Below are 18,633 nucleotides of genomic sequence, written 5' to 3'. Positions count from 1 at the left end.
AAAAATGAACCTACCTTTTCAGACAGGTTCATCTCACTATTTCTTTATATGTAGTGCATGTGTTAAAAAATCTAGTACTTCTGCCTTTTGCAAATCGACTTGCTCATCATCTTTATGATCATATAAATACACTTGTTCCGCTGCTGATTCAACAAGAGCGATAAATAACTTCGCTGTTCGCTCTGCGTGAACCGAATCACGAATTTCACCGGCTTCTTTTGCCTCATTTAAAAATTCACTTAGCCACATATAAAGGGGCTCATACACAGCTTCCCATTCTTTTATATGTTCTGTAGATGCAAGACCAGCATACATTAAAGCCTGTATTTCACGATATTCAGCTATAAAGTGAAACACCGCATCTATTACTTGCGTCACTTTACTTGAGAAAGGCGCATCGTTTTGCACTTTTTCTTTCACTGCAAGTATCATCTTTTCAACCATCACTTCTGCTATTGCAGGCATAACAGATAACTTAGAAGGAAAATATAAATAGAAAGTTCCTTGCGCAATGCCAGCTAATTTCACGATATCAGAAATCTTCGTTTTTTCGACGCCCTTTTCCTGAAACACTTCAATAGCTGCATAGACAATTTTCTCTTTTTTATTCATCATCTAAACCCTTTCACACGCATATTGAATGACTGTCACTCATTTTATAAGATAATCGATTGTACTGTCAATGATAGTGAACTCTAAGAGGAAATCATTTTTTATAATAAAATCTCCTAATGAACAATTAGGAGATAAAAATACAATATATCTTTAAGAAAGTGCCTTTAATCCTGTCACTCCACATACAATAAGAAACACACTAATGATACGCGCTTTACTTTTCGACTCACCAAACAAGAACATGTTTAACAAAACTGCACCTGCTGTTCCGATACCAATCCAAACCGCATACGCGACACTTACTTGTAAAAATAAGAAGGAAGTATACAAAAATGCGAAGGATGTAGCAAACCCACCTATATAAATCGCACCATTGGCTAATGTCTTATCTTTACTATACATTTTAAGTCCTATCACACCGACTATTTCACTAATTGCAGCACAAAATACGAAAAACCAACCCATTTTTAAGCAGCTCCTTCCACAGTTTCTTCTTTATTGTCAGCTAACTTTAAACCGATAACGCCGGCTACTACCATAAGAATGAAGAATAGTTTGCCTGCGCTGAAACTTCCACCGAAAAGAAATACATCCATTAAGAAAGTACCTACCGTACCAGCTCCAGCGAAAATAGCATATACAGTTCCTGTTGCAAGATGTTCACACGCTTTAGAAAGGAAGTGAAAATCAACAGCGATAACTCCTAAAATAATAATCCAATGCCACCAAGTATTAGCCGTATTAAAACCAAACACCCAAAAAATTTCAAAGATACATGTTAATATGACATATAACCAAGCTCTATTTTTCATACCTCTCACCTCTTATGACTGACTATCAGTCATTTTTGTTTTAAAAAATATACTCTTTCATCAATACTATATAAAAACAACTATCATCCTCATTTACCATTGTATTTGTTCATTTCTAAGCTAAATGCATCCTGTCACATAAAAAAATGACTGAATGTCATTCATATGTATTGTACATGAACATTTTAAAAATTGTCAATGCCGAAAGTTTATTTAAAATTTCTTTCATCCGATTTGTATATTTCCTAATAATCTGTCAATAATGCTAGTAACATAATATTTTCTCCACTCCCCCTTGGAGAGATCCCTTGAATGGAGCAGTTAGCTTTTGCTAGCTGCTCTTTTTTATTTGCCAACACACTATGAGATCAAATCCATGTTTATCCTATAACTAAGGAGCGGATTTTGTTTTCTATTTATTTTCCAAAGAGGCCTTGTATGCAATAATTTTATTCTCAAGCATCTTCTCTGTAACCTCTAAGTTTTCTCTTTGAATCTGAATAGATTTCCTATGATCTTCTAGGAGCTGTAAACGAGCTTCTGTTGTATGCGCCCCTTCTGTATATAATCTAGCGTATTCTCTTATTTTCGCTATTGGCATTTGCGTTTGTTTTAATTTCATTACAAACTGCAACCACTTTATATGTGACTCTTCGTAAAGTCGATTTCCATTTGTATCACGATTTGCAATCAATATATTTTCCTTTTCATAATAACGTAGTGTATGTGTGCTCAATCCTAATAATTTTGCTACCTCACTAATTGTATACATACTAAACTCCCTCCACATGCTTATCCTTATATATTTTATGAACGTATCAAATTTATAAAAAACATTTGACTTAGAGTATACTCTAACAAATACAATCTAACCATAAATGAATTTGAATTTAGGGGGATTTTATATGAAATATACGGTTATTACTGGTGCAAGTTCCGGAATTGGTTATGAAGCAGCTTTAGCATTTGCATCTCGCGGGAAAAATTTAGTACTTGTAGCTCGAAGACAAGAAGAATTAGATGGATTAAAATTGAAAATTAACGAAATGCATCCAGAGTTGGATGTTGTCATTCGACGAACTGATTTATCTGTTACTGAAGATGTTTATAAACTTTATGAAAGCCTACAAGCTTTTCAAATTGAAACGTGGATTAATAACGCAGGTTTTGGTAATTTCGCCTCAATTGCCGAACAAAATTTAAATAAAATCGAGACGATGTTGCATGTCAATATAGAAGCACTAACAATACTCTCTTCTCTTTTCGTTAGAGATTATTCAATGGTTGATGGAACACAGCTTATTAACGTTTCATCGGGCGGCGGATACACGATTGTTGCTGATGCTGTTACGTATTGCGCTACGAAATTCTATGTAAGTGCATTTACAGAAGGGCTGTCTCACGAACTGAAAGAACAAGGCGCAAAACTGCAAGCAAAAGTTTTAGCTCCTGCTGCAACTGAAACAGAATTTGCGAAGCGTTCATTTGATATTGATGAATTCCAATACGATAATGTTGTACCAAAATTCCACACTGCAAAACAAATGGCACAATTTATGCTCGACCTTTATGATAATGATAAAGTTGTAGGAATTGTCGACGGTTTAACGTATAACTATGAACTTAAAGATCCACTTTATAATTTTGCCGTAAGACAAACGAATTCAAATTCTTAATAACCTATCCATTTCTTATGGAAATATATATTCCCACTATATATGTAAATAATAGTGGGAACTTTTTCCCTATAAATTTTTCATCCAACATACCGCACCATCGCCACTTCATCACAATAATCCATCTTTGGGCAATGTCTACAATCAATCCATACTTTCTCTGGCAACGTTTCTTTATTTACAAAATCAAATCCACACTTTTGAAAAAATACTGTTTCATATGTTAAGGAAATTACTCTTCTTACATTTATTTTCGTAGCTTCCTCCATTACATGATTTACGAGCATACGCCCTATTCCTTTCCCTGCATATGTATGCAAAACTACTAACGATCGTATTTCTGCAAGATCTTCCCCTAATACATGCAATCCAGCAACTCCAACAATTCTCTCATCTTCTTTCATAACATATAAACATTGCAAATATTGATAAAGAGATAAAAGAGAACGTGGTAAAACAACTCCCTCTTTTGCATAAACCTCAATAAGACTATAAATTTCTTTCACATCACTCGTCACCGCATTACAGATTTTCATATTACATCCCCTTGCCCTCGATATTAATATTTATAACTTTAAATGAATTTTAATTCATAATTTTATATAATAATACAGCTCTCTTTTCTCCTCGTCAATCACTTTATACAAACAAAAAACCAAGCAATCTAATCGATGCTCGGTTCCTCATCTCGTATCGGCAATACTGTTGAATATTTAATTTCACGAAGTGCCAAACTCGTCTGTATACGTGTAATACCAAGCTTATTCAGCTTTCTAATAAACTGCTCCAGTTCTTTACGATCACGATTTGCAACTTTTAATAAATAATCGTACTCTCCTGTTAAACAGTGACATTCTAACACTTCCGGCATCGATTCTAATTCTTTCTCCAACACTTCTAACTTGTCAAATTGATGAATATTCGTACTCATAAAAATAAAGCATAATAAATCAAACCCAAGCTTTTCTTGATTTAAAATCGCAACTTGCTTATCGATGAACCCTTCCCCATCTAACCTTTTTATTCTTGCATGCATCGCAGCCGGTGATAAATTAACGCGACGTGCCAGCTCTGCATTACTTACTTGTGAATCCTTCTGCAATATATCTAAAATTTGTACATCCAAATCATCCAACACTTTAATAACAGACGACTCCATTACAATTCCCCCTTTTTTCTTACCGATGATTATTCGAAAAAACACCTTATACCTTACGCGAAACTGAATATCATTCCGTATATATCACTCATAACTAAAGATTTTATCGAGTTTTCACCATTATACAAAAGAATATATTACACAATAAAGAAAAATGCTAAAATTATTTACAATAAGTATTGATTACAAAAAAGGGGATTTTATCATGCCTTATTTTTACGTCTTTTTACTATTACTAACGAGCTTATTATGGGGAGGAAATTTCGTCGTTGGAAAATCACTCGTCGATCATGCATCGCCGATGACACTGACAAATTTAAGATGGATGATTGCGATTGTTTGTTTATTACCAATGGTATGGTTTAAAGAAAAGAAAATCCTTCCACCACGTACCGCAATACTTCCTTTAATATTGATGGGAATTTCAGGGGTCGCTCTTTTTAACATCTTTCAATTTTTAGCATTAGAAAAAACATCCGCTACGAATGTAGGTCTTATCTCTACTTTGAATGCAATTTCAATCGCATTATTTTCAGTATTATTTCTAAAAGAAAAAGTAAATACACTTCAAATCCTATCCATGATTCTTTCATTCTTCGGGGTTATCCTCGTCCTATTAAAAGGTGATTTCTCGCTTTTATTTTCACTACATTTTAATAGCGGTGATTTATGGATGATTGCAGCAGTTTGTATTTGGGGAATCTATTCTGTTTGCAGTAAATGGGCAACAAAAACAACTACACCACTTATGGCAACGTTGTACTCTGGTATTTTCGGCGTTATTTTATTACTACCGTTTAACATAGGTAGCTTCACTGTTTCAAATATAAATACTTCTTTCATCACATCACTTTTATATACTGGGCTTATTTCGACAGTTCTTTGTATGGTATTTTGGAATATTGGTGTACAAAAATTAGGCGCAACTACATCAGGTATTTTTCTAAACTTCAATCCAATCTTCACAGCCATTTTAGCATTCATATTCCTCGGAGAAGAATTAACGTGGATACAAATTTTAGGGACAATTGTCGTTGTAACAGGATGTTATTTATTTTCTCATTTCAAAACTGTTGCCGTTCAGCCAACTAGACCTTTAATACGAAAACATTCTTAATGAAAAAACATTCTTAATGAAAAAACATCGTCATCTAGGTTGGCGATGTTTTTATTTACTCTTCATTTCTCTTATATACTGCTTTTCCTCTTCTGGCGATAAACGTTCCGTCGCCTTGCCAGTATCTCCACCTTGAAGGCTCCATAAAAAGTTATGCTCCTCAACAGTTTGAGAAAAATCTCCTTTTTCCCATCTATTTATAATAGAAAATAACTTCATTTTATATTGAAAACCTGTACTATTTTCAATATCTCTTTTTACATTAGAAATCTCCTTTTTTGTCATCTCTACAAATCCCCATTTTTCAGAGGATTTTACCTTTTGGTGCACCATTTTATGCATAGTAGAAATAATTTCACCTTCACTAATTTGCGGGACCTCTTCTGCAGCTTTCTTCTCTTTTTCGTTTGTCGCTCGCTCGGTTTGAATATTTTTATTTTCTTTTTCCACATATGCAAGCAATTTCTTTCCGCCAACTATAGACGAGAAAATTACTATAATTGTAATGCATATACCTACGATCCATTTAAAAAGCATTATCTCTTCATCGCTTCCTTAACAATATAACTATCTACATATTGCTTAAACTTCACGATTTTTCCGTTCTCAAGTTGCCATACATGAACAAATTCTGCTTCAAATGATTTTCCTGTTTCTTTATAAACTCCAGAATACATACCTTCAGCAATAATTACATCTTTTCCGCTTACTTCATGATATGTATTTACACTTGCTTTATAATCATCCCATTCTGATCCTAAACGGCTAAATACATTTTCCATTATAGCTTCTACGCCTGTATATGTTCCGCCATACGGGAAACCTTCTGCCTCTGTCCATTCCACTTTTTCAGAGAGGGCTTCTGCTAAATGCTTTGCATTCGAAAAAGCTGATCCTTCATACGTGCTTTGAATAATTTCTAAATTTGATTTAGGCATATTACTTCCTCCCGTTTATTTATTTTTACACAAGAAGTAACTAATGCAGTTACATCTCGTGTAAAAAATATTTAAATTGTTTCATTCGTAATTCATCAGTTGTAATCATTACAGTTACAATAATTCTTCAAGTCAACAATTTATAAATAAAATTTACTTCGTTTTCATTACTTTCTCTTTTAAGAAACGATCTACATATCCTTCTGCTTTTACTACGAATAAATACGCACCCATTGATAATAATGCAAGATCTAATTCATATCCTGGATTCTTTCCATCTCCTAATAAACCTGCTGCTCCATTTACCTTTACGATAGCTCCAGCTAAAATAAGAGCGAATAACAATCCTACATATCGTACACCTAAACCGATAATTAATAATATACCACCAACTAATTCAACTGTTGCTACGCCGTATGCAAGGCCACCTGGTAAACCGATGCTTGTAAACCATCCTGCTACGTTATCGATACCTGATTGAAACTTTGCTAAACCGTGTGCAAAGAACGTAACTCCTAACACGATACGAATAATTAAATTCCCAATATATTGATTCATTTTGAACTCTCCTTTTTGTTTTGTTATGGTGAACTTTTATTTACAAGTCAAAACAATACGGTATTTTATTTCATTCGTCAAATACTTTTTTAAAGAAAACAAAAAACATTATCCGTTTTACGGATAATGTTTTCTTACAAAATAGCGCTAATTCAAGCTTTTATTCTATCGCATAGAAAAAATTGAAACATTTTTCCAGCACCAATATAAGGCAGTAAAGACACGTCCTCTTCTACAACCATTCCAACAACATTCACTTTCTCATCTACAGATAAATCATTTATGGCAACTTGCATCTCCCCTGCATATCTACCATACAATTCATTATCAATTGTAATACTCCCTTTCTTTCTTACAATTGTATGCATCGGCTTTATCACCACTCTATTTCCTTCCCTTAATTCTACAGATCGAATAACATCACGAGCCGGATCTAGTCTATTTGTATGCACTTGCTCTACCACTTTTAATACTTCTTTATCAGTTATAAATGATTTGTAACGCAATGGAATAATCCCTCTACTTGCACTAGCTACTTCTTGCATACTTTTTAAACTTGCGCTTATATCTCCAATCAATACTTTATCAACACCACAATCTTGAACAAGTTCTAAGTACGCTTCAAGTGGGCGCATATTACGATGTTTTTCTAACGTTGGTAACCCTTCATATAACGGCCCTCGTTTTTCCGCATCTCCTGGAATAAATGCCATTGTCTTTATTCCGCACTTCTGTAAATATTGATTTTGTTTTTGTAAGAAAGACTTTGCTAGTCCTGTCTCTGGGCGCGGGTAAAAATTATGCCATGCTTCTACATTCTCTACTCTTATATGTTCTGCAAGTAATTCTTTCCAAAATGATTTTGTAATCGTACTCGCATTTAAAGCTACTTTCATCTTATAAGATACGCTTGCAATTTCTTTTGGCGCAATGCCGTAATCCATTCTTAAACCGGTAATGCCCCAGTTCAATAACTCTTCCACATTTTCATATGTTAGCCCTAAATGGTGTAACGATTTTGGAGAAACATCAACCATTAGCTCCATTTCACGTGCAAGAGCTTGTCTCCCTAATATTTGAATTAACTCTTTATACGTATTTGGATCATCTTCTGGAATGTGCAGTGATGTAAAAATAGATGTAAACCCATTTTCCTTCGCTACTTTTAACCACTCTTCTTGTTTCTCTACTCGTTCTTTTGAAAGATAAATGGAAACTCCGATCATATAAATCTCCCTTTCTATTAATAGAAAAAGAGAAAGGAATCCCTTTCTCTATATGTTTTCTGCCATTTCTTCTTTAAATCCGAAGAAGTACGTAAAGATAAATCCGAAAGCATATGCAATTACTAAACCTAAGAAATATAGTAAATATTTATTGTCAGCAATTAACGGAATTAAAGATAGCCCTGATACGCCAATTCCAAGTGAAGCCGTTTGCATAACTGCTTGGAATGCACCACCGACAGCCGCTCCTAAACAAGCAGTAATAAACGGTTTCCCAAGTGGTAATGTAACCCCGTATAATAGCGGCTCACCAATTCCTAAAAAGCCAACTGGCAATCCACCTTTAATTACATTTCGAAGTCGTTTGTTTTTTGTTTTCACATAAATCGCAATTGCTGCGCCCACTTGGCCAGCACCAGCCATTGCAAGTACTGGTAATAAAGGTGTTACGTGTGTTTGATTAATAAATTCCATATGAATTGGTGTTAAACCGTGATGCAATCCGACCATAACGAGAGGTAAAAATGTTCCCGCAAGTACTGCGCCAGCAAATGCTCCGCCAATATTTAAAATAGCATTAATTCCGCTCGTAATACCATCTGATAAGAAACCTGCTAATGGCTGAATGGCTAACATCGTTACGATACTTACAACTAATACAGTAATGAGTGGTGTCACGATAATATCAACTGCATTCGGCACTGCTTTTCGAACTTGTCTTTCCACTACAACCATAAGCCATGCTGCAAAAATAACTGCGAATAATCCGCCCCGTCCGGGCACTAATGCTTCACCAAACAATTTTACGTTTGCCATCGCCGGGTTGAAAATTAAAATACCAGCAATTGCCCCAAGAACCGGTGTCCCGCCGAACTCTTTCGCTGTATTCCAACCAACTAAAATTCCTAAGAATGTAAAGATACCGCCGCCAATGAGTAGTAACATTTGTAACCACGTTGCATTTGGATCAGCACCAGCGTTTTTCGCAAAGTTAGCAACCCCGTTTATAATTCCTGACGCAACAAGTCCTGGAATTAACGGAATGAAAATACTTCCTATTTTTCGTAAAAAGTTTTTCACCGGTGTATTATTTTTCTTCTTAATCTCTGATTTCATCTCTTGCCCAATATCTTCAAGGTGATGATCTGCTACCTCACCAATTCGTAGTCCTGTTAAGCCTTCCATTTCAGCTGCTACTTTATTTACTGTTCCTGGACCAACGACAACTTGAAGCGTCTCATCTTCTATAACACCCATAACACCTTCAACCTTTTTCAAAAGGTCCATGTTTACTTTACTTTCATCATGAAGCGTTAATCGTAGTCTCGTCATACAATGAGCAATACTACGAATATTTTTTATTCCTCCAAGTTGCTCCGAAATTTCCTTGGCCATTCTCTCTTCTTTCTTCATAATAGAATCCCCCTCCCTATTATTTTATAGTGCTTTCTTCACAAACCCTTTTGCGCATTTTAGTTTCTCCAGTGCTTCCCCATATTCGCACTGCAACAACACCATAACAATGGCAGCTTTTACGTTACGTTCTGCCTTTTCATAATACTCTGCCGCTACTTCATAACTAGCGCCTGTTGCTTCCACAATAATTCGTTTTGACCGTTCTACTAACTTTTCATTTGTGGATTGAACATCTACCATTAAGTTTTTATATACTTTTCCTACACCAATCATCGAAGCTGTTGAAATCATATTCAACACTAATTTTTGTGCTGTACCAGCTTTTAAACGCGTTGATCCTGTTAATATTTCTGCACCTGTCTCTACTTCCACATTTAACTTTGCATATTTACTTATTTCAGCATTTTTATTACAAGAAATACTCGCTGTACTCGCTCCTACGCTCTGTGCGTATTTCAAGCCGCCAATTACGTAAGGAGTTCTGCCACTTGCAGCAATTCCAATCACTGTATCTTTCTCATTTAATCCAATACTTTTTAAATCTTCTTCTGCTAACTCTTCGCGATCTTCAGCACCTTCCACCGCTTTAGTAAACGCTTTCAATCCACCTGCTATAAATCCTTGCACCATTTTATCATCCGTGCCAAATGTCGGCGGACATTCCACTGCATCTAGAATACCTAAACGACCACTCGTACCAGCACCAATGTAAATTAAACGTCCCTCTTCTTCAAAAGATTTAATAACAGTCTGTACAACCTTTTCAATTTGTTCTATCTCTTTTTCAACTGCTAACGCAACAGTTCGATCTTCTTCATTCATACTTTGCAACACTTCTTTTATGCTCATCTCATCCAAATTCATTGTTTTCTCATTACGATGTTCTGTCGATAAATTTTCTAACATATTGCCACCCTCTTTGAAATTATATTTCACACTTTTATTATAACTTTAAGAAACTAAAAATCAATGACTCTTTCTTATTTTATGAAATAAAATTTCACGACATGACATATTTTTGTCAAAGATCATAAAGTGAAACTTTAATCAGTGGGGGTTTTGTTCATCCCCACTGATTATTAGCCCGCACCAATCGGGCATTAACGGGCAGTTGCTCCCCACCTAACTTTCTTTGCTTCCGCTGAATTTTGAAGTGAGGGTCTTACTGCACGGCAAATAGCGGGATAAAAAAAGATGAGTCTCCTCATCTTTTCTTCTACTTTAACTTCCGTAACCGCAATGCTTCTTCTCGCGTCTCCATAAATTGATTCAATACTTTATTACCAATTCGATTGAAAGTAATCACATATAAAGCATCGATCATATTCAATTGCGTCATTCTCGAAGCAATACTCGCAATACGATGATCTTGTTCTACATCTGGCATACAAAGGCGAATATCCGCTTCTTTATATAACGGTGACGATTGATCTAGTTTCGTAATTCCAATAACAGTTGCACCTTGCCTCTTTGCATACTGCGCCATTTCAAGCACATCTTTCGTTCGACCAGATGTTGAAATCGCAACAAATATATCGCCTTCTTTTAAATTCGTCACAAGCGGCAACATCATATGAAAATCAGATAGCATCATCGCTGTAAATCCGAGCCTTGTAAATTTATAAGCTCCGTCCATCGCCGGAGTAGCTGATCCGCCTACTCCATAAAAGATAATTTTATCGGCATTTACAATACGATCTGCAGCTTTTTCAAGTTCTTTTTTATCTATCGCCGTCACGCTCGCCTCAATTGCAGCTTTATTCACATAAGTAACTTTATTAAATAAATCATACGGTCCATCTTCTGTATTCATCACTGAAAAATCGTTAATATTATAATCAGCAATCGTTAATTCACGAACGAGTGCTATCTTAAATGCTTTAAAACTTCCGATTCCAATCGATTTACAAAAGCGAACGACACTCGCTTCACTTGCGCCTGCATTCGTTGACACTTCTTTCGTCGTTAAATTCGGTACAATCTCTGCATTCTCCATTATGTACATGGCAACCTTCTTCTCAGCTGGTGAAAATTGATCCATATTACTTTCAATTTTAAATAGTAATGTTGAAGCTTTCACTATTTAACCTCCACTTCTTACGGTTGCGTTCACTTATTTTCCCTTGCTTCAAGAAGGTAATAACCATCATCGCCAGGAGGATGAAACACATTTACAATGCGATTCCCTTTTTGATAAACAGTTCTTTCCCCTTCTGTCCACTTCTTTTCCCAACCGTTCATCCAAATCGCAACATCAGGTAAAAAAGCAGTATATTTCAGCTTCTGACCGTACTCACCATCTGCTTCTTCCGAAAAAATAGAAACCGGAAAATCTTTCACTTTTGATTCTTTCCATGCAGTAAATGGTATACATACTGCAATAAGTACGATTACACCGATAACCTTCTCCTTCGTAATCTTCACACTTCCCTCTCCTTGTCATATCACATACATAGATTTTACCATAATTACAAACCCTTCATGCTATATGATCATTGCTTTTAGGAATAAAAAAAGAGCTTACCTACATCAGATAAGCCCTTCCTCTCTATACAAAATATTTCTTCAAAAGTGGCGGTGTAATAATCGTCGTCAATATAACAACAATAACAATCGCTGTGAAATTTTCTTTCGCTAATAAATTCGCCGTAAGTCCATTTGCAGCGATGATAAGCGCTACTTCACCACGTGATACCATCCCCGCACCAATACTAATAGAAGATTGGAGATTAAATCCTGTCAGTCTCGCTCCTAAACCTGATCCAATTAACTTTGTGAAAATTGCAATGAGAGTCATAATAATAATGAACCAAAGCTGGCTTCCAATCCCTTGAAATGTAATTTCCATTCCGATGCTTACGAAGAATACTGGAACAAATATTGCATAAGCAATCGGTTCAATTTTATGTTCCACCTCATGCTTATACTCTGTTTGAGAAATAGCAATTCCTGCTGCAAATGCTCCAATAATGCCTGCAATTCCCATCATTTCACTGTAATAAGAAAAAGAGAAGCAAATAATAAGAGCCGCGCTAATTAACGCTTCTGTTACACGAAGCGGGACAAGCATTTTCATAATCCAAGGAACGACTTTCCATGCAATAAAAACAATACTTACAAAGAAAATAATTTTCTTTACGATAACAAGTGTTATATTCACATCTTGCGTTCCTAAAAAACTCATAACAAATGCTAATAAAATAACGACAATGACATCATCAAATACGGCGGCACCTAAAATTGTTGTACTTTCTCTCGTATTCATTTTTCCTAAATCACGTAGCGTCTGCACCGTAATACTAACCGATGTCGCGCAAAGTAATAACCCTAAAAAAATGGCATGGGATTGTATTAATCCAAACAGCAACCCTGTTACATAACCACCGATGAAAGGAAAAATAATTCCACCAGCCGCTACTGCAAATGACGATTTCAAATTCCGATTTAACTCTTCTAAATCCGTTTCAAGTCCCGCCATAAACATAAGTAACAAAACACCAATCTCACTCAGTTCATCAATCAGTTCAGAACTATTAATAATACCGAGTACAGCCGGACCGATAATAATACCGACAATTAACTTACCAAGTACAGAAGGCTGACCAAGTCTCACACTAATGTCACCAGCTAATTTCGTACAAAGTAAAATGACGACAAGTTCAAAATAAAATAACATAGCATCTGCTCCTACTTTAACTTTAATCAGTGGGTCGTTAACCCTCGTCCATTTCTGCAAGTAGTTTCCCCTATTGATCCGCATTTTATTTGTCATATTTTTATTTGACAAAATATTCTGAATTATATTAAGATTAATCCAGCAATTTTAAAAAACTACATACCATAACTGCACCTCCACTTACTTACTCTTTTTTAATGGGCTCATACTATAGTCGCAGTTATGGAAATGAAAAAACGGGGGGAGAGAGTCCAAAGTGAAGTCATTATTACGAAAAAAAGCGCTTAGTACTGAGTCACCAAAGCAACTAGATAGAACATTAACTGCACTCGATTTAACGTTTTTAGGAATCGGCGCCGTAATTGGGACAGGGATCTTTGTATTAACAGGTATTGTTGCAGCAAAACATTCTGGTCCTGGTATTATGCTATCATTCCTTATTGCTGCATTTACTTGTGCTTGTGTAGCCTTTTGTTATGCTGAATTTGCTTCTTCTATTCCTGTCTCAGGAAGTGTGTATACTTACGCATACATGACAGTCGGAGAAGTCGTCGCCTTCATCGTCGGATGGTGTTTAATGCTCGAATATTTACTTGCCGTTGCAGCAGTAGCTGTCGGTTGGTCTGGTTATTTACAATCATTACTACAAGGTTTCAATATACACCTGCCCGCCATAATCGCCTCGGCCCCTGGCGTAGGAAAAGGTGGCCTCATCGATTTACCCGCTGTTTGTATTTTACTAATCATTACTGGTCTTTTAAGCTTCGGTATACGCGAAAGCGCTCGCATTAATAATATTATGGTTCTTATCAAGCTAGCAGTTATTATCGCTTTTATCGTAGCAGGCGCAAAATATGTAAAACCTGAAAACTGGACACCGTTCATTCCATTCGGATACGACGGTATTATTACTGGCGCTGCCACTGTGTTTTTCGCCTTTTTAGGTTTTGATGCAATCGCAACCGCTGCGGAAGAAACGAAAAAACCACAGCGTGATTTACCAATTGGTATTATTGGTTCCCTTCTTATTTGTACTATTTTATATATGATTGTATCTTTCGTTTTAACAGGTATGGTTCCTTATACACAATTAGACGTTTCTGATCCAGTTGCATTTGCATTGCACTTCGTTGGTGAAGATGCAATTGCAGGACTACTCGCTGTTGGAGCGATGACTGGAATGACGACCGTCCTCCTAGTCGTGATGTATGGACAAGTTCGCGTTTCGTATGCGATGAGCCGTGACGGTCTACTTCCAAAAGCGTTAGCACGTGTAAATAAAAGAGTAAAAATCCCTTTATTAAATACATGGATTACTGGCGTCGTTGCCGCTTTATTAGCAGGCCTTTTAGACTTACATTTGCTAGCGAATTTAGTAAACATCGGCACATTAACAGCCTTTACATTCGTTTGCTGCGCAGTACTTATTTTACGAAAAACACACCCTGACTTAAAACGTGGATTCCGTACACCTTTCGTACCTGTATTACCAGTTGTCGCGATTCTTTGCTGCTTATATTTAATGATCAATTTGTCTAAAACAACATGGATTAGCTTTGCAGTTTGGCTTATAGTCGGCTTATGCTTCTATTTCTTCTACTCTAGGAAACATAGTCATTTAGCTACCGAAAAAACAGATGATGAACAGAAAAAAGCATAACAAAATAGCTCGCCGATAAAACGGCGAGCTATCTTTCTGTACTATTATATTTTTTCGTTAACGATTGTAAAATGAAAAATATGCCGATGCAAGCTGTAAACCATGCCCAATTTCCTATTGGTTTCGAATATTTGACCATTCCAATACCCACAAGCACTAAGAAAATAGTCACCTGATATATGAGCTTCCACTTTTGCATATATTCCCTCCTTTACTTCGTCCCCTTCTTTTTCTTCTTCCAGGCATTCAAACTATCAAAGAAGAAGTTAATAAATAACGTTCCTAATCCTGCTAATAAAAACGTCATTAAGAATAAAACCCAAATACTTTTATCTTTTAATAAATAATATCCTACAAGGAGCACAACCGCGATCCATACATATTCAAGAATTCTTTTTAGCTTTTTCTGTTCCAAATTATTCGCTCCTTCTTTCTATGCTACTTTTAGTATAACAAAAAACAAGCCTATCATGATAAGCTTCTTTTCTTCTCTCTTATTTGTTCATACTTTTTTCAACAAGTGAAATCGCATACTCTAATGTACGATTCATCGTTTCTACCTGTGCATCTTTTACTTGCATATCTTGTAATACAGCTTCTGCAACTGTAATTTTTTGTTGCAATGATTTCACTGAACCATCTGTTACATTTACAGCTTGCGCTTTCTTCACTACTGCTTTTGCAGATTCAATATTGATCTGTAATTTTTCTTTCGTTGTTTTTGGTTGTTCTTCTGCCACTTTTGATTGTACGAATGTTACATTAGCTGATTTTAATTCGTTATATGTTTGAATAATTTGTTCCCCAGTACTTCCTACATTTTCAAATGCTTGCTTTGCAATGTTATAGCTTTTCTCTAATTCTTGAAAGGCTTCCTTTGAATATTGACCTGGCTTATCACCAAATTCATACGTACTAACTAACACTTCTTTTACTTTTCCAAGCTCTTCAAATAACGCATTTACTTGCTCTAACTTTGTGCGGTTAGAAAACTCATTGTACGCCGCTAATACTTCTGAAGAACTTAACGCTTTACTATATAATTTCGCAAGCGCGATTTGTCCATTTAACGGAATACCACCATTTCCGTTACTATCAGGATCCGCTCCAAATGCAAATGGTACGTTTGGGTTATAAACTTTTCCTTGAGCTGACTGACTGTTTACTTTTTTACCATCTACGTAAATTGCCACTTCGTTTCCGTTATATGTTCCTGTTAAATGATACGTTTTGTTCGCTTCTAATTGAACGCCAACACGTTTGTAGCTACCGCCAATGTGAGCCCATAATTCAACATATCCACTTCCTGTAGACTCAAAACCAATTCCGCCGCTCTCTGTATTTTGCAAAATACCTTGTCCGCGAATTTCATTCATTGAAAATACAGTTTCTAACGTAAACGTATTTGCTATTTTCTCTTTTTGTGCTGCTGAAAATGGAAGGTATCCAAATGTATTTGCTTTTCCGTTTAACTTCATAGCATTCTTCTTCAATGCTTTATCATATTCAATAACCACATTGCCCTTCACATCACCTTTTGTACCAAATGGTGAATTGTCTTTAAATGTACCATCTCCAAAGTTTACATCAAAAACATCAGCTTTTGGTACTTTCACATTCGGGTCAATATTATCTTTTTTCGTAGTAATTTCCGCAGTTAACGGCTGTGCGGTTTCATTGCCAAATGAATCAATCGCAACTACTTCAAGTGTATATGCTTTCCCGCCATCTAACCCTGCAAGCGTAAACGTAAGATCTTTCGGCACTGGATCACGATAAAACTCTGAGAATGCTAACAATTTATTTTTTATTTCACCCGTTTGCTTATCTCTAGCCTGCACACGGTAAGAGTGAACAAGGAGGTTGTCCAATGCTTGCGGGAATGTTACTGTTGCCGCATTTTCTGTTACATTTGATACAGCAAGCTTTGCATCTTTAGCAAAGTAAGGCTTTTCTTTATCACGATCTTCTACATGTGTAAATGTTTCTTTCTTTGCTGGTAATTTAATTTTCCAAGGCTCGCCTGTCCAAGAATTCGTATGGAAATCACGGCGATTAATCGTCACTTCTTCTTCATCTACTTCTACTAATAAACCTTGGCTTAACGTACTAGCTCCTGGCGGGATATTCCCTTGTACTTTACCACCTTCAACTTCCATATAACTTACTGAAGATGTACCAACTGATGTAAAGTCTTTTTGATGTATCGATCTCGGATCATCTAACGGATAATGTGAATGACCTGAAAACGTAATAACTTGTGGATATTCTTTTAACACTGCATTAATTTTTGCGCTATCTTGTGTTCCCCATTCTTGGCTACCATATACTGTATCTTTAATATGTTGATGTAAAAATACAAAAATCGGTTTTTCTGGATCATCTTTTTGCGCTTTTGCCATTTCTTCTTTTAACCAATTAATTTGCTTGTCCGAATAATAACCATGTGTTGTTCCATTCTCTGGAGACATAACAAGGAAGTGATAACCTTTTACCACTTTATGATAATAAATTGATTCCATACCTGTTTTTTCTAAGAAACGCTTCTGCGCACCTTCTACAGATAAACCGTTCCAATAATCATGGTTACCGAGAGAATTCATTCGCACGGCATCTTTATTTGCATTTTCATTATACACTTGCATGAAACGATCATATTGCTGCACTGATCCTGTATCTGTGAAATCACCTACAATAACAAACGCATCTTGCTTTGGTGCTAATATATTAAACTGTTCAATCGCTCTTTTCCAGCGAAACGTATCATCCGTTCCACTATTTTTAATATGCACATCACTTACAACCGGAAAAACTATCTTCTTCTCACTTGATGCCTTTTCTTGCTTTTTCTCTTCCGCCTTGACTGATGTACTCCACGGAAATGATACGAATGCTAATACAAAAACCATTAATAATCCAATAAGGCCTTTTACTTTTCTTAAAGCATTTCTGTCCACGTGAATCCTCCTCATAATAATTGATTCATTACAAGGGCTATTTTATCTAATATATGTTAATGTCGTTTAAATAACAAATGAACTTTATTAGATTTTTGTAAATATACAGTTAATTAGAAATTAAGTCCAACATTCCTCGTACTATGGTATACAACCACCTTTTGTCTAAAAGAGTCTAATCATTCTTTTCCTATGACCATTTACATATAATCTTTTCTATAACACTAATGATAAGTTAAGGTTTAAGCCTATTAGACAATCTTAATTTTTAATATTTCCTTCTTTTTTTAACACACCGGCCATGCTTCTACATTTAATAATAGTAACAGATAACTTAAAAGGAGGGGTTGTATTGAAGAACAAAAAAAATATTGGCTGTTTCGCTCCTTTATCTATCATTTGTCCAAATCCCTGTCCACCGCCCTCTCCTCCAAATCCAAATTACGAACTAGTAACAAATGAATTTGCTGGAAATTTCCTTATAACGAATAACATTATTTCCTCTGCCAAACATAAATCACAGCCAATAATACTGTGGCAAAGTGATGCAATACTACTTATATCAGGTACCGTCTCGGTTTATAATAGTACTAGCAGCACAGAAGCGGTTACAATTCAAATCGTTGGAACAGTAACTAATATTTTCACTGTTTTTCCTGGTAATACAATATCTTACACAGGAAAAGACTTACAATCTGTCAGTATTATTAATATAGAAAGTAGTCCTTCATTATATTTAGAAGGTAAGTACTGTTGCGAATTTACACGTCGCTTCTAAAATACCGATTTCATAAAAAAAGCATACCATTTACGGTATGCTTTT

22 protein-coding genes are annotated in these 18,633 nt (G+C 35.7%); 4 read left to right on the top strand and 18 right to left on the bottom strand.

Annotated elements, in window-relative coordinates:
• Window positions 1–36 precede the first annotated feature (36 nt).
• From HMPREF1014_RS16165 to HMPREF1014_RS16150, 4 genes are all read right to left on the bottom strand, one after another.
• Window positions 37–615: a TetR/AcrR family transcriptional regulator gene (locus HMPREF1014_RS16165; RefSeq protein ID WP_001999151.1), complete on the bottom strand. Its 579-nt coding sequence runs from the start codon at window positions 613–615 to the stop codon at window positions 37–39.
• Window positions 616–765: 150 nt separating this feature from the next.
• Window positions 766–1,080, bottom strand: a complete 315-nt coding sequence (locus tag HMPREF1014_RS16160) for a DMT family transporter (protein WP_000539671.1) — start codon at window positions 1,078–1,080, stop codon at window positions 766–768.
• A gap of 2 nt (window positions 1,081–1,082) precedes the next feature.
• A complete protein-coding gene (locus HMPREF1014_RS16155; protein ID WP_000796018.1) occupies window positions 1,083–1,427 on the bottom strand; it encodes a DMT family transporter in 345 nt (114 codons plus the stop codon).
• A 412-nt stretch (window positions 1,428–1,839) separates the two neighbouring features.
• A complete protein-coding gene (locus HMPREF1014_RS16150; RefSeq protein ID WP_000288058.1) occupies window positions 1,840–2,199 on the bottom strand; it encodes a MerR family transcriptional regulator in 360 nt (119 codons plus the stop codon).
• A 133-nt stretch (window positions 2,200–2,332) separates the two neighbouring features.
• Here HMPREF1014_RS16150 and HMPREF1014_RS16145 point away from each other — a divergent pair, with 133 nt between their 5' ends.
• Window positions 2,333–3,103 carry an SDR family NAD(P)-dependent oxidoreductase gene (locus HMPREF1014_RS16145; RefSeq protein ID WP_000878071.1) on the top strand — a complete coding sequence of 257 codons (771 nt, stop codon included), beginning with the start codon at window positions 2,333–2,335 and terminating at the stop codon, window positions 3,101–3,103.
• An 80-nt stretch (window positions 3,104–3,183) separates the two neighbouring features.
• On the opposite strand, the gene HMPREF1014_RS16140 is transcribed toward HMPREF1014_RS16145, so the two are convergent.
• Window positions 3,184–3,639 (bottom strand): N-acetyltransferase, encoded by a 456-nt coding sequence (locus HMPREF1014_RS16140; RefSeq protein ID WP_000686661.1) that lies wholly within the window; start codon window positions 3,637–3,639, stop codon window positions 3,184–3,186.
• A gap of 128 nt (window positions 3,640–3,767) precedes the next feature.
• Window positions 3,768–4,262: an Lrp/AsnC family transcriptional regulator gene (locus HMPREF1014_RS16135; RefSeq protein ID WP_000446088.1), complete on the bottom strand. Its 495-nt coding sequence runs from the start codon at window positions 4,260–4,262 to the stop codon at window positions 3,768–3,770.
• A 205-nt stretch (window positions 4,263–4,467) separates the two neighbouring features.
• Here HMPREF1014_RS16135 and HMPREF1014_RS16130 point away from each other — a divergent pair, with 205 nt between their 5' ends.
• Window positions 4,468–5,379 carry a DMT family transporter gene (locus HMPREF1014_RS16130; RefSeq protein ID WP_001146239.1) on the top strand — a complete coding sequence of 304 codons (912 nt, stop codon included), beginning with the start codon at window positions 4,468–4,470 and terminating at the stop codon, window positions 5,377–5,379.
• 51 nt (window positions 5,380–5,430) lie between these two features.
• Here HMPREF1014_RS16130 and HMPREF1014_RS16125 read toward each other — a convergent pair whose 3' ends face one another.
• The 9 genes from HMPREF1014_RS16125 to HMPREF1014_RS16085 all read right to left on the bottom strand — a co-directional run bounded on the left by HMPREF1014_RS16125 (window position 5,431) and on the right by HMPREF1014_RS16085 (window position 13,289).
• Window positions 5,431–5,916 carry a PRK06770 family protein gene (locus HMPREF1014_RS16125; protein WP_000897982.1) on the bottom strand — a complete coding sequence of 162 codons (486 nt, stop codon included), beginning with the start codon at window positions 5,914–5,916 and terminating at the stop codon, window positions 5,431–5,433.
• On the bottom strand, window positions 5,916–6,317 hold the full coding sequence (locus HMPREF1014_RS16120; RefSeq protein ID WP_001126693.1) for a nuclear transport factor 2 family protein: 402 nt from the start codon (window positions 6,315–6,317) through the stop codon (window positions 5,916–5,918). Before HMPREF1014_RS16120 ends, HMPREF1014_RS16125 begins: the two co-directional genes overlap by 1 nt.
• Window positions 6,318–6,470: 153 nt before the next feature.
• Window positions 6,471–6,875 carry a DoxX family protein gene (locus HMPREF1014_RS16115; RefSeq protein ID WP_001077751.1) on the bottom strand — a complete coding sequence of 135 codons (405 nt, stop codon included), beginning with the start codon at window positions 6,873–6,875 and terminating at the stop codon, window positions 6,471–6,473.
• 152 nt (window positions 6,876–7,027) lie between these two features.
• A complete protein-coding gene (locus HMPREF1014_RS16110; protein ID WP_000580638.1) occupies window positions 7,028–8,101 on the bottom strand; it encodes a DUF871 domain-containing protein in 1,074 nt (357 codons plus the stop codon).
• 48 nt (window positions 8,102–8,149) lie between these two features.
• Window positions 8,150–9,514, bottom strand: a complete 1,365-nt coding sequence (locus HMPREF1014_RS16105) for a PTS transporter subunit EIIC (RefSeq protein ID WP_000711293.1) — start codon at window positions 9,512–9,514, stop codon at window positions 8,150–8,152.
• Window positions 9,515–9,538: 24 nt separating this feature from the next.
• The gene (gene murQ / locus HMPREF1014_RS16100; protein ID WP_000892344.1) at window positions 9,539–10,423 is read right to left on the bottom strand and encodes an N-acetylmuramic acid 6-phosphate etherase; all 885 of its coding nucleotides are present in this window, start codon (window positions 10,421–10,423) and stop codon (window positions 9,539–9,541) included.
• Window positions 10,424–10,733: 310 nt separating this feature from the next.
• Window positions 10,734–11,597 carry a MurR/RpiR family transcriptional regulator gene (locus HMPREF1014_RS16095; RefSeq protein WP_000648164.1) on the bottom strand — a complete coding sequence of 288 codons (864 nt, stop codon included), beginning with the start codon at window positions 11,595–11,597 and terminating at the stop codon, window positions 10,734–10,736.
• 29 nt (window positions 11,598–11,626) lie between these two features.
• Window positions 11,627–11,941 carry a hypothetical protein gene (locus tag HMPREF1014_RS16090; RefSeq protein WP_000704958.1) on the bottom strand — a complete coding sequence of 105 codons (315 nt, stop codon included), beginning with the start codon at window positions 11,939–11,941 and terminating at the stop codon, window positions 11,627–11,629.
• Window positions 11,942–12,065: 124 nt separating this feature from the next.
• Entirely contained in the window at window positions 12,066–13,289 is a 1,224-nt protein-coding gene (locus tag HMPREF1014_RS16085; protein WP_370940894.1) for a cation:proton antiporter, read from the bottom strand.
• A gap of 160 nt (window positions 13,290–13,449) precedes the next feature.
• Here HMPREF1014_RS16085 and bcaP point away from each other — a divergent pair, with 160 nt between their 5' ends.
• Entirely contained in the window at window positions 13,450–14,853 is a 1,404-nt protein-coding gene (gene bcaP, locus HMPREF1014_RS16080; RefSeq protein ID WP_000838710.1) for a branched-chain amino acid transporter BcaP, read from the top strand.
• Window positions 14,854–14,881: 28 nt separating this feature from the next.
• On the opposite strand, the gene HMPREF1014_RS31625 is transcribed toward bcaP, so the two are convergent.
• The 3 genes from HMPREF1014_RS31625 to HMPREF1014_RS16065 all read right to left on the bottom strand — a co-directional run bounded on the left by HMPREF1014_RS31625 (window position 14,882) and on the right by HMPREF1014_RS16065 (window position 17,810).
• Window positions 14,882–15,052, bottom strand: a complete 171-nt coding sequence (locus HMPREF1014_RS31625) for a hypothetical protein (RefSeq protein WP_001174857.1) — start codon at window positions 15,050–15,052, stop codon at window positions 14,882–14,884.
• A 12-nt stretch (window positions 15,053–15,064) separates the two neighbouring features.
• Window positions 15,065–15,268: a hypothetical protein gene (locus tag HMPREF1014_RS16070; protein ID WP_000435800.1), complete on the bottom strand. Its 204-nt coding sequence runs from the start codon at window positions 15,266–15,268 to the stop codon at window positions 15,065–15,067.
• A 79-nt stretch (window positions 15,269–15,347) separates the two neighbouring features.
• On the bottom strand, window positions 15,348–17,810 hold the full coding sequence (locus HMPREF1014_RS16065; protein ID WP_000375664.1) for a LamG-like jellyroll fold domain-containing protein: 2,463 nt from the start codon (window positions 17,808–17,810) through the stop codon (window positions 15,348–15,350).
• A 352-nt stretch (window positions 17,811–18,162) separates the two neighbouring features.
• Here HMPREF1014_RS16065 and HMPREF1014_RS16060 point away from each other — a divergent pair, with 352 nt between their 5' ends.
• The gene (locus HMPREF1014_RS16060; RefSeq protein WP_000791329.1) at window positions 18,163–18,588 is read left to right on the top strand and encodes an S-Ena type endospore appendage; all 426 of its coding nucleotides are present in this window, start codon (window positions 18,163–18,165) and stop codon (window positions 18,586–18,588) included.
• Window positions 18,589–18,633 lie beyond the last annotated feature (45 nt).

The sequence above is a fragment of the Bacillus sp. 7_6_55CFAA_CT2 genome (assembly GCF_000238655.1).
Lineage (GTDB): Bacteria > Bacillota > Bacilli > Bacillales > Bacillaceae_G > Bacillus_A > Bacillus_A cereus.
The sequence above is the reverse complement of the archived record's forward strand: the minus strand, read 5'-3'. Positions and strand labels throughout refer to the sequence as shown.

What these genes read in the sequence shown, in the direction of transcription:
- HMPREF1014_RS16110 (WP_000580638.1), bottom strand. Translation starts at nt 8,101, where the DNA reads ATGATCGGAGTTTCCATTTATCTTTCAAAAGAACGAGTAGAGAAACAA.
- HMPREF1014_RS16085 (WP_370940894.1), bottom strand. Translation starts at nt 13,289, where the DNA reads ATGACAAATAAAATGCGGATCAATAGGGGAAACTACTTGCAGAAATGG.
- HMPREF1014_RS16115 (WP_001077751.1), bottom strand. Translation starts at nt 6,875, where the DNA reads ATGAATCAATATATTGGGAATTTAATTATTCGTATCGTGTTAGGAGTT.
- HMPREF1014_RS16125 (WP_000897982.1), bottom strand. Translation starts at nt 5,916, where the DNA reads ATGCTTTTTAAATGGATCGTAGGTATATGCATTACAATTATAGTAATT.
- HMPREF1014_RS16145 (WP_000878071.1), top strand. Translation starts at nt 2,333, where the DNA reads ATGAAATATACGGTTATTACTGGTGCAAGTTCCGGAATTGGTTATGAA.
- HMPREF1014_RS31625 (WP_001174857.1), bottom strand. Translation starts at nt 15,052, where the DNA reads ATGCAAAAGTGGAAGCTCATATATCAGGTGACTATTTTCTTAGTGCTT.
- HMPREF1014_RS16165 (WP_001999151.1), bottom strand. Translation starts at nt 615, where the DNA reads ATGATGAATAAAAAAGAGAAAATTGTCTATGCAGCTATTGAAGTGTTT.
- HMPREF1014_RS16140 (WP_000686661.1), bottom strand. Translation starts at nt 3,639, where the DNA reads ATGAAAATCTGTAATGCGGTGACGAGTGATGTGAAAGAAATTTATAGT.
- HMPREF1014_RS16130 (WP_001146239.1), top strand. Translation starts at nt 4,468, where the DNA reads ATGCCTTATTTTTACGTCTTTTTACTATTACTAACGAGCTTATTATGG.
- murQ (WP_000892344.1), bottom strand. Translation starts at nt 10,423, where the DNA reads ATGTTAGAAAATTTATCGACAGAACATCGTAATGAGAAAACAATGAAT.
- HMPREF1014_RS16105 (WP_000711293.1), bottom strand. Translation starts at nt 9,514, where the DNA reads ATGAAGAAAGAAGAGAGAATGGCCAAGGAAATTTCGGAGCAACTTGGA.
- HMPREF1014_RS16155 (WP_000796018.1), bottom strand. Translation starts at nt 1,427, where the DNA reads ATGAAAAATAGAGCTTGGTTATATGTCATATTAACATGTATCTTTGAA.
- HMPREF1014_RS16120 (WP_001126693.1), bottom strand. Translation starts at nt 6,317, where the DNA reads ATGCCTAAATCAAATTTAGAAATTATTCAAAGCACGTATGAAGGATCA.
- HMPREF1014_RS16160 (WP_000539671.1), bottom strand. Translation starts at nt 1,080, where the DNA reads ATGGGTTGGTTTTTCGTATTTTGTGCTGCAATTAGTGAAATAGTCGGT.
- HMPREF1014_RS16150 (WP_000288058.1), bottom strand. Translation starts at nt 2,199, where the DNA reads ATGTATACAATTAGTGAGGTAGCAAAATTATTAGGATTGAGCACACAT.
- HMPREF1014_RS16135 (WP_000446088.1), bottom strand. Translation starts at nt 4,262, where the DNA reads ATGGAGTCGTCTGTTATTAAAGTGTTGGATGATTTGGATGTACAAATT.